General features: G+C 69.8%; 14 protein-coding genes. 9 read left to right on the top strand and 5 right to left on the bottom strand.

What is annotated here, in order from left to right:
- Positions 1-98 precede the first annotated feature (98 nt).
- The 5 genes from tsf (at position 99) to IWX63_RS02855 (ending at position 4,181) form a co-directional block, all read left to right on the top strand.
- Positions 99-935 (top strand): translation elongation factor Ts, encoded by an 837-nt coding sequence (gene tsf, locus IWX63_RS02875; RefSeq protein ID WP_199276645.1) that lies wholly within the window; start codon positions 99-101, stop codon positions 933-935.
- Between the two features lie 173 nt (positions 936-1,108).
- Positions 1,109-1,849, top strand: coding sequence for a UMP kinase (pyrH, locus tag IWX63_RS02870; protein WP_199276644.1), 741 nt, complete (start codon positions 1,109-1,111; stop codon positions 1,847-1,849).
- Between the two features lie 117 nt (positions 1,850-1,966).
- Positions 1,967-2,524 carry a ribosome recycling factor gene (gene frr, locus IWX63_RS02865; RefSeq protein WP_043447395.1) on the top strand — a complete coding sequence of 186 codons (558 nt, stop codon included), beginning with the start codon at positions 1,967-1,969 and terminating at the stop codon, positions 2,522-2,524.
- Between the two features lie 146 nt (positions 2,525-2,670).
- Positions 2,671-3,525, top strand: coding sequence for a phosphatidate cytidylyltransferase (locus IWX63_RS02860; RefSeq protein WP_199276921.1), 855 nt, complete (start codon positions 2,671-2,673; stop codon positions 3,523-3,525).
- Between the two features lie 77 nt (positions 3,526-3,602).
- Positions 3,603-4,181 carry a DivIVA domain-containing protein gene (locus IWX63_RS02855; RefSeq protein WP_199276643.1) on the top strand — a complete coding sequence of 193 codons (579 nt, stop codon included), beginning with the start codon at positions 3,603-3,605 and terminating at the stop codon, positions 4,179-4,181.
- Position 4,182: 1 nt separating this feature from the next.
- On the opposite strand, the gene IWX63_RS02850 is transcribed toward IWX63_RS02855, so the two are convergent.
- The 4 genes from IWX63_RS02850 to IWX63_RS02835 are packed head-to-tail and all read right to left on the bottom strand — an operon-like array spanning position 4,183 to position 8,004.
- The gene (locus tag IWX63_RS02850) at positions 4,183-5,649 is read right to left on the bottom strand and encodes a sodium/solute symporter (protein WP_199276920.1); all 1,467 of its coding nucleotides are present in this window, start codon (positions 5,647-5,649) and stop codon (positions 4,183-4,185) included.
- Between the two features lie 25 nt (positions 5,650-5,674).
- A complete protein-coding gene (locus IWX63_RS02845; RefSeq protein ID WP_199276642.1) occupies positions 5,675-6,061 on the bottom strand; it encodes a hypothetical protein in 387 nt (128 codons plus the stop codon).
- Between the two features lie 16 nt (positions 6,062-6,077).
- On the bottom strand, positions 6,078-6,797 hold the full coding sequence (locus IWX63_RS02840; RefSeq protein ID WP_199276641.1) for a LytR/AlgR family response regulator transcription factor: 720 nt from the start codon (positions 6,795-6,797) through the stop codon (positions 6,078-6,080).
- 19 nt (positions 6,798-6,816) lie between these two features.
- Positions 6,817-8,004: a histidine kinase gene (locus IWX63_RS02835; protein ID WP_199276640.1), complete on the bottom strand. Its 1,188-nt coding sequence runs from the start codon at positions 8,002-8,004 to the stop codon at positions 6,817-6,819.
- 211 nt (positions 8,005-8,215) lie between these two features.
- Here IWX63_RS02835 and IWX63_RS02830 point away from each other — a divergent pair, with 211 nt between their 5' ends.
- Together IWX63_RS02830 and IWX63_RS02825 are read left to right on the top strand one after the other, a co-directional pair.
- Positions 8,216-8,599 carry a DUF485 domain-containing protein gene (locus IWX63_RS02830; RefSeq protein WP_199276639.1) on the top strand — a complete coding sequence of 128 codons (384 nt, stop codon included), beginning with the start codon at positions 8,216-8,218 and terminating at the stop codon, positions 8,597-8,599.
- An 8-nt stretch (positions 8,600-8,607) separates the two neighbouring features.
- Positions 8,608-10,233 carry a solute symporter family protein gene (locus IWX63_RS02825; RefSeq protein WP_334685584.1) on the top strand — a complete coding sequence of 542 codons (1,626 nt, stop codon included), beginning with the start codon at positions 8,608-8,610 and terminating at the stop codon, positions 10,231-10,233.
- Positions 10,234-10,306: 73 nt separating this feature from the next.
- Here IWX63_RS02825 and IWX63_RS02820 read toward each other — a convergent pair whose 3' ends face one another.
- Positions 10,307-10,783 carry an Lrp/AsnC family transcriptional regulator gene (locus IWX63_RS02820; protein ID WP_199276637.1) on the bottom strand — a complete coding sequence of 159 codons (477 nt, stop codon included), beginning with the start codon at positions 10,781-10,783 and terminating at the stop codon, positions 10,307-10,309.
- Between the two features lie 186 nt (positions 10,784-10,969).
- Here IWX63_RS02820 and pdhA point away from each other — a divergent pair, with 186 nt between their 5' ends.
- Positions 10,970-12,160: a pyruvate dehydrogenase (acetyl-transferring) E1 component subunit alpha gene (pdhA, locus tag IWX63_RS02815; protein ID WP_334685583.1), complete on the top strand. Its 1,191-nt coding sequence runs from the start codon at positions 10,970-10,972 to the stop codon at positions 12,158-12,160.
- Positions 12,160-13,194: an alpha-ketoacid dehydrogenase subunit beta gene (locus tag IWX63_RS02810; protein WP_199276636.1), complete on the top strand. Its 1,035-nt coding sequence runs from the start codon at positions 12,160-12,162 to the stop codon at positions 13,192-13,194. The genes pdhA and IWX63_RS02810 overlap by 1 nt, the downstream gene beginning before the upstream one ends.
- Positions 13,195-13,196: the final 2 nt, after the last annotated feature.

The raw sequence follows: 13,196 nt of genomic DNA, 5'->3' as shown, positions 1-13,196 counted from the left end.
TACGCATGTTCCACAGGTGTTCACCGACGGAACCCCTCGCACCGCGGGCCGCGGCCCACGGAAGCTCTCCCTAGATCCACCCCAACTTAGGAGTTCATATGGCAAATTTCACTGCCGCTGACATCAAGGCCCTGCGCGAGCGCACGGGCGCAGGCATGATGGACGTCAAGAAGGCCCTCGACGAAGCCAACGGCGACGCCGACAAGGCCATGGAACTGATCCGCATCAAGGGCCTCAAGGGCGCGACGAAGCGCGAAGGCCGTTCGACCGCCGAGGGCCTCGTCGCCGCTCGCGTCGAGGGCAACGTCGGCGTCATGGTCGAGGTCAACTGCGAGACCGACTTCGTCGCCAAGGCCGGCCCCTTCATCGACTTCTCCAACAAGGTGCTCGGTGCGGCCATCGAGTCCGGTGCCGCCGACGTCGAGACCCTCCTCGCGTTCGAGCTGGACGGCAAGCCCGTCTCCGAGCACGTCATCGAAGCCGGTGCGCTGCTCGGCGAGAAGGTCGACATCCGCCGCATGGCCCGCGTCGAAGGCCAGATCGTCGATGCCTACCTGCACAAGACGTCCAAGGACCTCCCCGCCCAGGTCGGCGTGCTCTTCGCCGTCGAGGGCTCGGGCGACGCCGCCGTCACGACAGCGCACGACGTGGCGGTCCACATCGCCGCGTATGCGCCCACCTACCTGACGCGCGAGGACGTCCCTGCCGAGCTCGTCGAGTCGGAGCGCCGCATCGCCGACGAGACGGCCCGCGCCGAGGGCAAGCCCGAGCAGGCCCTCACGAAGATCGTCGAAGGGCGCCTCACCGGCTTCTTCAAGGAGGGTGTCCTGGTCGACCAGGCATTCGCCAAGGATGCGAAGAAGTCCGTCGCCGCGGTCCTCACCGAGGCCGACGCCAAGGCCACGGCCTTCGCACGGTTCCGCGTCGGAGCCTGATCCCTCCGGCCCGGTCGACAGCACGAAGGTGAAGGGCGGCCACCCCTCGAGGTGGCCGCCCTTTCCTGCGCCCGGGACGCGCGCCGTATCCTGTAACGGGTCCGGCAACATCCCATCCGCATCATCGGCCGTCCGACCAGGACCGGCCCAGCACTATGCCCGGGAGGCATTTCATGGACACCACTTCCACTGCTCCGACGGGTGGTCCCTCGGGGCGGCGCCGGGTCCTGCTCAAACTCTCCGGTGAGGTCTTCGGCGGCGGCAAGCTGGGCGTCGACCCCGATACCGTCCGCTCCATCGCCGAGCAGATCGCCGCCACCGTCGGCGACGTCGAGGTGGCGATCGTGGTCGGCGGCGGCAACTTCTTCCGCGGCGCCGAACTGTCACAGAGCGGCATGGACCGCTCCCGCGCCGACTACATGGGCATGCTCGGCACGGTCATGAACTGCCTCGCCCTGCAGGACTTCCTCGAGCAGGCCGGCGTCGAGACGCGCGTACAGAGTGCCATCACCATGGGCCAGGTGGCCGAGGCGTACATCCCCCGGCGCGCCATCCGCCACCTCGAGAAGGGCCGCGTGGTCATCTTCGGTGCGGGCGCCGGCCTGCCCTACTTCTCCACCGACACCGTCGCAGCGCAGCGCGCCCTCGAAGTGCACGCGGACGAGGTCCTCATGGCGAAGAGCGGCGTGGACGGCGTCTACACCGCCGATCCGCACAAGGATCCCACGGCGGAGAAGCTCGACACGCTGTCCTACGACGAGGCCCTGCGCCGGGACATCCGCGTGATGGACCAGACGGCCATGACCATGTGCAAGGACAACGACCTGACGATGGTGGTCTTCGGGATGCAGGGGGAGGGCAACGTCACGCGCGCCATCCGGGGCGAGAAGCTCGGCACCCTCGTCACCACCTAGCCTCCGGGGCGGGGAAGGCGACCCCGCGGGACCGCGCCCGGGTGCGGCGCGCCGTTGAACTAGGATTGACCACTGGAACGGTTGCCGTGCAGCCGACTGCAGAGCGAAGGAGACATTGTGATCGAAGAGACCTTGCTGGAAGCCACCGACAAGATGGACAAGGCCGTGGAGGTCGCAAAGGAGGACTTCGCGACGGTCCGCACCGGCCGCGCGAACGCCTCCCTGTTCTCCAAGGTGGTGGTCATGTACTACGGCGCCCCCACCCCGCTGCAGCAGCTGGCGTCCTTCCAGAACCCGGAGGCGCGCACCCTGCTCATCACCCCGTTCGACCGCGCCTCCCTCAACGACATCGAGCGTGCGCTGCGCGACTCCGACCTCGGCGCGAACCCGTCCAACGACGGCAACGTGATCCGGGTGGTCCTGCCCGAGCTGACGCAGGAGCGCCGCAAGGAGTACGTGAAGCTGGTGAAGACCAAGGCCGAGGACGCCAAGATCTCCATCCGCAACGTCCGCCGCAAGGCGAAGGACGGCATCGACAAGGCCGTCAAGGACGGCGACGCCGGTGAGGACGAGGGGTCGCGCGCGGAGAAGGAACTCGACGCGATGACCAAGGCACGCGTGGACCTCATCGACGAGCTCCTGAAGCGCAAGGAAACGGAGCTGCTCGAGGTCTGATGGCAGATCACAATCCCCCCGGTGCGGGCCTCGGGCGTGTCCCGAAGCCCGACACCGGGACAGCGACCGGCGCAGGTGCCACCTCCGGCGTCGCCGCCCCCGGGTCCCGCCGGTCACGGCGCGCGGAAGGGACGTCGGGGTTCCGGATGCCGAAGCGGCGACGTCCCGCGCGGGAACCGGGTGCCCCGTCGCGTGCCGGCCGCAACCTCCCCGCCGCGATCGGCGTCGGGGCCGGCCTCCTCATCCCGGTCCTGGTGGGCCTGCTCTTCTTCCCGGTCGTCTTCGGGGGCATCGTCACGCTGTTCGCCGCGGTCGGCGTCTGGGAGATCTCCCGGGCGCTGGGCCTGCGCCGTATCCGCGTGCCGATCGTGCCCACCATGGCGGGCACGCTCGTGCTCCCGTTCTCCGCCTACTTCGGCGGACCCGAGGGCCTCGCGGCGGCGACCGTCGCCGCCGTCGTCGGCATCTTCCTCTGGCGCTCGCTCGACCCCGCACCGGATGCCGCGAAGAGCCTCATGGCCGGCACGTTCACGCTGCTCTGGGTGCCGTTCATGATGAGCTTCGCGATGCTGCTGATGCGCGTCGAGGGAGGCTACCTCATCATCGCCACGCTCCTGCTGCTCGTGGTCGCGAACGACACCTTCGGGTACCTGATCGGCGCGTTCTTCGGGAAGCACCCCATGGCTCCGAAGATCAGCCCCAAGAAATCATGGGAGGGCTTCGGCGGCTCGATCGGTGGGGCGCTGATCATCGGCGGGTTCTGCGCGGTACTCCTGCTCGGCCAGCCGCTGTGGATCGGCCTGGCCCTCGCCATCGCCGTCGTCGCCTCGGCCACCGCCGGAGACTTCGCCGAATCGATGATCAAGCGGGAACTCGGCGTCAAGGACATGGGCACCATCCTCCCCGGCCACGGCGGCGTGATGGACCGCCTCGATTCGATCGTCCTGGCGTCCCCGGTGGCGTATCTGCTGTCCGCTACATTGGTACCGGGATTGCTCTGACCGCAGATCTGCGGCGGAATCCCGGGGCCCGCGGGCTCCTGAACTGTCACTCGATGGTCTAGGCGGAAGGATCACCCATGGACCTCGCTCGCCCGGGCAGCACCCCGTTCGCACGCGTCGGACGCCGGGAGCTCGGCTACAACACCCGCCAGGTCGACCGCTTCCTGACCAGGGCGCGCGGCTCCTACGACGCCGAGGACCCGGACACGGACGCCATCACGAGCAGCGACGTCCGGGCCATGGCCTTCGACCCGGCCCGCGGCGGCTACGAGCCGCAGACCGTCGACGCCGCGCTGGACCGGCTGGAGGACGTGTTCGCGCAGCGGGAACGGGAACACCTGATCAGGACCGAGGGGGAGGACGCCTGGCTGCGGAAGATCGGCCGCGCCGCCGCCGTGCTCCGCCGCAGGCTGCACCGGCCGGCAGGCGAGCGGTTCCGCAGGCCCACGAAACAGGGCAGCCCGAGCTACAACATCGAGGACGTCGACCGCTTGTGCGACGAACTCCTCGAGTACCTCGAGAACCACGCCCCGATGAGCGTCGATGTCGTCCGCCGTGCCGTGTTCCGCGAGGCCAGGGGAGCGGACGGCTACGAGGAGAACCAGGTGGACGCCTTCCTGGACCGCGTCATCGAACTGATGGCGGGGATCGACTGACCTAGCGCGCCTCGGGCGTGTGGAGGCGCGCGAGGACCCGCGACGCCGTCGCCGGCCGCCGTCCCGCCGTCGCCCGCGACACGAGCACCATGGTGAGGAACGCTGCCGGCACGGTCCACAGGGCCGGCTGGCCGAGCCATATCCAGCGGTCCTCCGTCCCGGGTCCCAGCACCGCCGTGGCGGCGATCGCCCCGCCGCACAGGATCGCGCCGACGAGCATCCCAGCGATCGCTCCGGCGTCCGTGAGCCCCCGCCACCAGATCCCCAGCAGCAGCAGCGGGCAGATGGTGGACGCGGTGAACGCGAACACGGACCCTACGCTGCCGGCCAGCGCGAGGGTGTCCGTCAGGAGGGCGATCACCAGGGGGACGATCGTGGACAGCAGGGCGGCCCGACGGAAGCCCGTCACGCTGCCCTGGAAGAACTCCTGGCTGATCACCCCGGCGAGCGACACCACGAGGCCGCTCGTCGTGGACAGGAACGCGGCGAAGGCGCCCGCGGTCACCAGGGCGGAGAGCAGGTCGCCGGTCGCGCCGTCGAAGATGCGCCCCGGGAGCAGCAGGACCGTCGCGTCCGCGGCGCCTCCCGCCGCGAGCTCCGGGGTGTGGATGCGCCCGAGGATCCCGTACACGGTAGGGAACAGGTAGAAGACCGAGAGCAGCCCGAGCACGAGCACGGTAGTCCGTCGCGCGGACGCCCCGTCCGGGTTCGTGTAGAAGCGCACCAGCACGTGCGGGAGCCCGAGGGTGCCGAACAGGAGCGCGATGACGAGCGAGATCGTGCCGTACAGGGACGCGTGCGCCGTCGTGTTCAGGTCCGCGGTGAACGCGCTGCCGCCCGCCGTGACGGAGGCCCCGTCGGCGCCCAGGCGGAACAGGATGAAGGCCGCCGGGACGGCGAGGGCCGTCAGTTTCAACCAGTACTGGAAGGCCTGGACGAACGTGATGGAGCGCATGCCACCCGTGACCACGCTCAGGCACACCACCACGACGACCGCGAGCGGCCCCACCCATGACGGCAGGCCCGTGGTGATCTGCACCGTCAGGGCGGCGCCGTGGAGCTGCGGGACGATGTACAGCCAGCCGACCACGATGACGAGCATGCTCGTCACGCGGCGCACCATCAGCGAGTCCAGCCGCGCCTGCGCGAAGTCGGGGATGGTGTAGGCGCCCGAGCGGCGCAGGGGAGCGGCGACGAACAGCAGCAGCATCAGGTAGCCGGCGGTGTACCCGATCGGGAACCAGAGGGCGTCCACCCCGGAGATGAGGATGAGCCCGGCGACGCCGAGGAAGCTCGCGGCGGACAGGTATTCGCCGCCGATCGCGGATGCGTTCCACCAGGGGCGGACCGTCCGGGACGCGACGTAGAAATCCCGCGTGGTCCGGGAGATCCGCAGGCCGTAGATGCCGATGAGCAGGGTGCTGAGGGCCACGAGGAGCAGCGCCGTGTAGCCGACCGCAGGGCTCAGGTGCAGGCTGCCGGCGTCGAGCGCGTCAGTCATCGTCGACGAGGTCCTGGAAGCGCCGCTCGTTGCGGGAGGCGCTGCGCACATAGAGGACCGCGCAGCCGATGACGAGCGGGTAGACCCCGAGCCCGAGGATCAGCCAGGGGACAGGGACTGTCAGGACGGTCACGGCATCGATGTTCGGGAACACCGCGAGCAGCACCGGGATGCCCATCAGGATCACCAGGAAGCCGCCCGCCACCACGAGGGCGAGGCGCAGCTGCGACCGGATCAGGGAGGCGACGAACAGCTGGCCCAGCTCGGACTGCTCGGCCATCTCGCGGGCCACGGGGAAGGAGGCACCCGTCGCGCGGGCGGCCGTCCTCGGGGCGGTCACCCGGACGCGGCGGGGTGGCCCGGACTGCTCCTGGGTCATCGGGGGCCTACGGGGATCACTGGCCCGGCCGGAGTCGGGTGGCCTCGAGCTTCTCGCGGACGTCGGGGAGGTGCCGGCGGCTGACCGGCAGCTCGGCGTCGCCGACGAACAGGCTCGCGCGGCCTGCGCTGATCCGGACCTTGCGGACCTGGTCCATCGCCACGAGGTAGGAGCGGTGCGTCCGCAGGAACCCCGCCTCGGCCCACTGGCGCTCGAGGTCGTTGAGCGGGATCCGGATGAGGTAGCTCGCCTCGGACGTGTGCAGGCGCGCGTAATCGCCCTGCGCCTGGACGTAGCGCACGTCGTCGCGCCTGATCATGCGGCTGACGCCGCCCTGGTCCACGGTGATGACCTCCGGCGCCGGCGTCGAGCCCTCCATCAGCTCGCACACCCGGCGGACGGACTCCGCGAGGCGTTCGGTGCGCACCGGCTTCAGGAGGTAGTCGATCGCGCGCAGTTCGAAGGCCTCCAGGGCGCGGTCCTCGTCGGCGGTGACGAACACGACGGCGGGCGGACGGCTGAAGCGGGAGATCACCCGGGCGATGTCCAGCCCGGAGAGGGACGGCATGTGGATGTCGAGGAACAGGGCGTCGACGCTGTACTGTTCGAGGGCACTCAGGGCCTCCGCACCGCTCGAGGCGCGGTGGATGGTCCCGACGCGTGCGTCCTGCCCGAGCAGGAACGCCAGTTCCTCGACAGCGGGGAGTTCATCGTCGACGACGACCACAGTGAGCATGCGTCCTAGATTACGCGCCTCACGCCCGGTGGTCGGGCTGCGACTTGGGCACGCGCATCGTGATGAGCGTGCCGGCGCCGGGCGCGGTATCGATGATCAGGCCGTGGTCGTCGCCGTACACCTGGCGCAGGCGGGAGTCGACGTTGCGCAGGCCCACGTGCACGTCCTCCGTGTGCCCGGCCAGCACGGACCGGAGGTGCTCGGGCTCGATCCCCACGCCGTCGTCCTCGATGGTCACCTCGGCGAAGGGGCCGACGTCGTGCGCGGTGATCGTGATGTTCCCGATGCCGTCCTTCGAATCGAGGCCGTGGCGCACCGCGTTCTCGACGAGCGGCTGGAGGCTGAGGAACGGGATGACGGTACTGAGGACCTCGGGGCCGATCTCGAGGCTGACCTTGAGCCGGTCGCCGAACCGGGCGCGTTCCAGCAGGAGGTAGCGGTCGATGCTGCGCAGTTCCTCCGCCACGGTCGTGAAGTCGCCGTGGCGGCGGAACGAGTAGCGCGTGAAGTCCGCGAACTCGACCACGAGGTCGCGGGCGCGCTGCGGGTCGGTGTTGATGAAGGACGCGATCGCATTCAGCGAGTTGTAGATGAAATGCGGGCTGATCTGCGCCCGGAGGGCACGCACCTCGGCCTCCGCGAGGAGCCGGCGCGAGTAGTCCAGCTCGGCGAGTTCCACCTGCGTGGACACCCACCCCGCGAGCTCGTTCGTGGCCCGGACGAGGCCGGCGTTGACGTCGCCCGCCACGGCCCCGACCGTGCCGACCACGCGGTCGTCCACACGGATGGGGGAGAGCACCAGCTCGCCGGGCTCCGCCAGTCCCGCGGCGTCGAGGCGCTGGCGGCGGAAGATCTGGGTGCGGCCGCTCTCGAGGACCTGCCGGACCAGGGGCATCACGTCCGGCGGCGTCCCGCGCCCGCCGTCCCAGGCGAGCACCCCGGCGTCGTCGCTGATCATGAGCACGTCGCACCGCAGGAGTCCGTGCAGGTACCGGCTCGCCTTCGAGGCCCCCGACGGCGTGAGGCCCTCGCGCAGGTGCTCGGAGGCGAGGGATGCGGTGTGGAGCGTGGCGTAGGTGGCGCGGTCGGCGTCGGACCCGAGGTCCCGGTACGAGCGCGACAGGCGGAAGCCGAGCGAGGCGACGACCGCGAGGGTGATGACGACGACGGCGCACACCAGGGCGGTGTCGACGGCGGCGCTGAACATTGCTCCAGACTAGCCGCCCGGACCTCCCGTTCACCGCGTCCGGTGACCGTTCACCGCACCTACCGGCGCGCTCGGCGACGGACGCCCGTGTCCGGCTGGTGCGCTCCGCCACCGTCCAGCACAGTGATGGGAGTCACACCGACGTGCCTTCCTGCGTTGCGACGGTGCCGCCCTCGCGGCTGGAGTGACTCCCGACCAAGAAGGAGGAACCATGGGCTCGCACCCAGGAGAGCCGGATCCCGGCTCCGGTCCTGCCGTCGACTTCACCGAAGTCCAGCAGACCGAGCAGTTCAGGGAACTGCGCAAGCGCCACCGCAGTTTCGTCTTCCCCATGGCAGTGTTCTTCCTGCTCTGGTACTTCGCCTACGTGCTGCTGGCCGCCTACGCGCACGACTTCATGGCCACGCCGGTGGCCGGCAACATCAACATCGGCATCATCCTCGGGCTGCTGCAGTTCGTCAGCACCTTCGTCATCACCATGTGGTACGTCAGCTACGCCAACCGGCGCCTCGACCCGATCGCCGCGAAGCTGCGGCATGAGCTCGAGGAAGCGGCGCCCGAAGCGTTCATCGACCCGTCAGGCGGAAAGAAATGATCCCTCTCATGAGTGCGGGCGTGCGCGTGCCGCTCCAGACCGCCGAGACGACGACGGTCGGCTCGCCGCTGCTCAACATCAGCATCTTCGGCCTGTTCGTCGCGATCACCCTGGTGATCGTGCTCAGGGCGAGCCGCAACAACAAGACGGCGGCCGACTACTACGCGGCCGGACGGTCGTTCACCGGCGGGCAGAACGGCACCGCCATCGCGGGCGACTACCTCTCGGCGGCGTCGTTCCTCGGCATCGTCGGCGCGATCGCCATCAACGGCTACGACGGGTTCCTGTACTCGATCGGGTTCCTCGTCGCGTGGCTCGTAGCGCTGCTCCTGGTCGCGGAACTGCTCCGCAACACGGGCAAGTTCACGATGGCGGACGTGCTGTCCTTCCGCCTGAAGCAGCGTCCCGTCCGCATCGCGGCGGCCATCACCACGCTGGCCGTCTGCTTCTTCTACCTCCTCGCGCAGATGGCGGGCGCCGGCGGGCTCGTCTCGCTCCTGCTCGGCATCGACGACCGCCTCGGCCAGTCCCTGGTCATCACCGTCGTCGGCGTGCTCATGATCATGTACGTGCTGATCGGCGGCATGAAGGGCACCACCTGGGTGCAGATCATCAAGGCCTGCCTGCTGATCGCCGGCGCGTTCATCATGACCATCTGGGTCCTGGCCCTGCACAACTTCAACCTCTCCACGCTGCTGGGCGCGGCGATCGAGACCTCCGGCAACGCGGCGATCACGAGCCCCGGCCTGCAGTACGGCATCAGTGCCCTCACGCGTCTCGACTTCCTCTCGCTGGCGCTCGCGCTCGTGCTCGGCACCGCGGCCCTGCCGCACGTGCTCATGCGCTTCTACACCGTCCCGACGGCGAAGGAGGCCCGCCGGTCCGTGGTCTGGGCCATCTGGCTCATCGGCGCCTTCTACCTCTTCACGCTCGTGCTCGGCTACGGTGCCAGCGCGCTGATCGGTTCGGAGCGCATCATCGCCGCCCCGGGCGGCGTGAACTCGGCGGCCCCGCTGCTGGCCTACGAACTCGGAGGGTCGATCCTCCTGGGCCTCATCTCCGCCGTCGCCTTCGCCACGATCCTCGCGGTCGTCGCGGGCCTGACGATCACGGCAGCGGCCTCCTTCGCCCACGACATCTACGCGAGCGTCATCCGCAAGGGCAAGGTCAACCCGGACGGCGAGGTCAAGGTGGCCCGCCGCACCGTCGTCGTGATCGGCCTGCTGTCCATCCTGGGCGGCATCGGCGCGCAGGGGCAGAACGTGGCGTTCCTCGTGGCGCTCGCCTTCGCCGTGGCGGCCAGCGCCAACCTGCCGACCATCCTCTACTCGCTGTTCTGGAAGAAGTTCAACACCCAGGGCGCGGTCTGGAGCATGTACGGCGGCCTCGGCTCGGCGATCCTGCTGATCGCGCTCTCGCCGGTCGTCTCCGGCGGCGAGAAGTCGATGATCCAGGGTGCCGACTTCTCGGTGTTCCCGCTCAGCAACCCCGGCATCGTCTCGATCCCGCTGGCGTTCTTCCTGGGCTGGCTGGGCACCACGCTCTCCCGCACCCCGGAGGACCCGATGAAGCAGGCCGAGATGGAGGTGCGCTCGCTGACCGGTGTCGGTGCCGAGAAGGCCACCGACCACTGACCCGTCCACCCGAGCACGGACGAGGCCGCCCCACCGCATGGTGGGGCGGCCTCGTCCGTTCCGGGGGTGACGGTCAGGAGGCGGGTCGCGGGCCGCGGTCCAGCAGCGGCTCGACCCGGAAGGGGATGAGCTCGCCCATGGCCAGGGAGGTGTCGCAGCGCTCCACGCCGTCGCAGCTGAGGATCTTGCCGTTGATCCGGAAGAGGTCCTCGGCGTCGACGGCGACCACGCGCACCAGGATATCGGCCTGCCCGGTCAGGCCGAAGGCCTCGATGACCTCGGGCACCGCGGCGATGCTGTGCGTGATCGCCGCCAGTTTCTGCTGCTGCACATGGACGTGGATGAAGGCGGTCAGCGGGTAGCCCAGGGACGCGGTGCTGATGCGCCGTTCGAAGGAGAGGAAGACCCCCTTCTTCTCGAGCTGCGCCATCCTCGCCTGGACCGTGTTCCGGGAGAGGCCGAGCTTCTGGGCGAGGGCGACGACGGTGCGCCGAGGGTCCTTCGCCAGGGCCTGCAGCAGGCGTGTGTCGGTGAGGTCGAGGGGTTGCATAGTGCGCAACGCTAACACGGCCCCCGGGGCCCCGACCGGGCACTCTGCTCAGTGGAACGCATTACGGTTGTGCCGCCTGTGCGGTGTGAGTAGGGTCACAACCACTCCCGGCAAAGGCGCCCGGAGCCCTTCCAGCCGTGCGGACCGCCGGCGGAGGGTCCTCTGCGAATGCGAAGGTTGCGTGCAATGGCCCAGGACGGCACCCGGCCAGGACCGGGATCCACCGGCGAGATCGACGACGCCGGACCAGCGAGCGGGACGGTGCTTCCCGGCCCCGCCCGTGCGGGGGCGGACGACCTCGTCCAGCTCATCGACCATCACGGCGTCCGGCACCCGCACGCGCACTACGATGCGCTCGTCGCCGACGTCGACGGCGCCGCGCTGCAGAAGCTCTACGAGGACATGGTGGTGGTACGGCGCATCGACGCCGAGGCCACCGCGCTCCAGCGCCAGGGCGAGCTCGCCCTCTGGCCGCCGCTGCTGGGACAGGAAGCGGCGCAGATCGGTTCCGGGCGCGCCCTGCGCTCCGACGACTTCGTGTTCTCCAGCTACCGGGAGAACGCCGTCGCCTACTGCCGGGGAGTGGACCTCACCGACATCCTGCGGGTCTGGCGGGGCAACGCGTCCTCGGGCTGGGATCCCTACACGATCAACATGGCCACCCCGCAGGTGATCATCGGGGCGCAGACCCTCCATGCCACCGGGTACGCGATGGGCATCATCAACGACGGCGCCGACTCCGTGGCCGTCGCCTACTTCGGCGACGGCGCCACGAGCCAGGGCGACGTCAACGAGGCGATGGTCTTCGCCGCCAGCTACCAGGCGCCGGTCATCTTCTTCTGCCAGAACAACCACTGGGCCATCTCCGAGCCCGTGGGGCTGCAGGCGCACGTGCCCATCGCGCGCAGGGCGCCCGGCTTCGGCATCCCCTCGGTGCGCGTGGACGGCAACGACGTCCTGGCGTGCCTCGCGGTCACCCGGGAGGCCCTCGCCCGCGCCCGCTCCGGCGGCGGACCCACCTTCATCGAGGCGGTCACCTACCGCATGGGCCCGCACACGACGGCGGACGATCCCACGCGCTACCGGGACGCCAACGAGCTCGAGGACTGGGCGGCGCGCGATCCGCTGGCCCGGCTCGCAACCCAGCTCGATTCCCTCGGCCTGCTGGACGCCGGGTACACGGACTCCGTGAAGGCCACGGCCGACGCCGTGGCCGCCGAACTGCGGGAGGGCTGCCTGTCGATGCCCGAGCCCGCGCCGTCGGACGTGTTCAGGCACGTGTACAGCACGCCGAACTCCTGGCTGGACCGCCAGCAGGACCACTACGAGCGCTACCTCGCCTCCTTCACGCAGGCACCCCAGGAAGGACCCCGCTGATGTCCACCATGACCTTCGGCCGCGCGATCACCGCCGGTCTCCGCCGCGCCATGGACGACGATCCCAAGGTGATCCTCATGGGGGAGGACATCGGCAAGCTCGGGGGAGTCTTCCGGATCACCGACGGGCTGCAGAAGGACTTCGGTCCGCACCGCGTCATGGACAGCCCGCTCGCCGAGGCCGGCATCATGGGCACGGCCGTCGGCATGGCGTACCGCGGGTACCGGCCGGTCGTCGAGATCCAGTTCGACGGCTTCATCTACCCGGCGTTCGACCAGATCGTGTGCCAGGTGGCCAAGCTGCACTACCGCACGCAGGGCGCCGTGACGATGCCGATCACCGTCCGCGTGCCCTTCGGTGGCGGCATCGGGTCCCCGGAGCACCACTCGGAGTCCCCCGAGGCCTACTTCACGCACACGTCCGGCCTGCGGGTCGTCAGCGTCTCCAACCCGCAGGACGCCTACACGATGATCCAGCAGGCCATCGCCAGCGACGATCCCGTCCTGTACTTCGAGCCGAAGCGGCGCTACCACGTCAAGGGCGAGGTGGACGAGGGCGTCGACCCGGCGGCCTCGGACATGGGTGCCGCGCGTGTGGTCACGGAGGGTACCGACGTCACGCTCGTGACCTACGGGCCGCTGGTCCCGACCGCCCGCGATGCCGCCGTCGCGGCGTCCGACGACGGCATCTCGATCGAGGTGATCGACCTGCGCTCGCTCGCGCCGATCGACTTCGCCACGGTCGAGGCCTCGGTACGCAAGACGGGCCGGCTCGTGGTCACGCACGAGGCCGCGCAGTCCGGCGGACTCGGGGCGGAGATCGCCGCGAGCATCACGGAGCGGTGCTTCGACTTCCTGGAGCACGCCCCGGTGCGCGTCACGGGTTTCGACATCCCGTACCCCTCCTCGAAACTCGAGTTCCACTATCTGCCGGACCTCGACCGGATCCTCGACGGGGTGGACCGCGTCCTGCGCCGGCCGAACTCCCTCAGCGGACTCGACCGCCCGGACAGCAGCCAGGGAGCAGGACAGTGACC

The sequence above is a fragment of the Arthrobacter sp. CAN_A2 genome, assembly GCF_015752045.1.
GTDB lineage: Bacteria > Actinomycetota > Actinomycetes > Actinomycetales > Micrococcaceae > Arthrobacter_D.
This window is presented reverse-complemented; position numbering and strand designations above follow the sequence as displayed.

What these genes read in the sequence shown, in the direction of transcription:
- tsf (WP_199276645.1), top strand. Translation starts at nt 99, where the DNA reads ATGGCAAATTTCACTGCCGCTGACATCAAGGCCCTGCGCGAGCGCACG.
- pyrH (WP_199276644.1), top strand. Translation starts at nt 1,109, where the DNA reads ATGGACACCACTTCCACTGCTCCGACGGGTGGTCCCTCGGGGCGGCGC.
- IWX63_RS02860 (WP_199276921.1), top strand. Translation starts at nt 2,671, where the DNA reads ATGCCGAAGCGGCGACGTCCCGCGCGGGAACCGGGTGCCCCGTCGCGT.
- IWX63_RS02855 (WP_199276643.1), top strand. Translation starts at nt 3,603, where the DNA reads ATGGACCTCGCTCGCCCGGGCAGCACCCCGTTCGCACGCGTCGGACGC.
- IWX63_RS02845 (WP_199276642.1), bottom strand. Translation starts at nt 6,061, where the DNA reads ATGACCCAGGAGCAGTCCGGGCCACCCCGCCGCGTCCGGGTGACCGCC.
- IWX63_RS02840 (WP_199276641.1), bottom strand. Translation starts at nt 6,797, where the DNA reads ATGCTCACTGTGGTCGTCGTCGACGATGAACTCCCCGCTGTCGAGGAA.
- IWX63_RS02835 (WP_199276640.1), bottom strand. Translation starts at nt 8,004, where the DNA reads ATGTTCAGCGCCGCCGTCGACACCGCCCTGGTGTGCGCCGTCGTCGTC.
- IWX63_RS02830 (WP_199276639.1), top strand. Translation starts at nt 8,216, where the DNA reads ATGGGCTCGCACCCAGGAGAGCCGGATCCCGGCTCCGGTCCTGCCGTC.
- IWX63_RS02825 (WP_334685584.1), top strand. Translation starts at nt 8,608, where the DNA reads ATGAGTGCGGGCGTGCGCGTGCCGCTCCAGACCGCCGAGACGACGACG.
- IWX63_RS02820 (WP_199276637.1), bottom strand. Translation starts at nt 10,783, where the DNA reads ATGCAACCCCTCGACCTCACCGACACACGCCTGCTGCAGGCCCTGGCG.
- pdhA (WP_334685583.1), top strand. Translation starts at nt 10,970, where the DNA reads ATGGCCCAGGACGGCACCCGGCCAGGACCGGGATCCACCGGCGAGATC.
- IWX63_RS02810 (WP_199276636.1), top strand. Translation starts at nt 12,160, where the DNA reads ATGTCCACCATGACCTTCGGCCGCGCGATCACCGCCGGTCTCCGCCGC.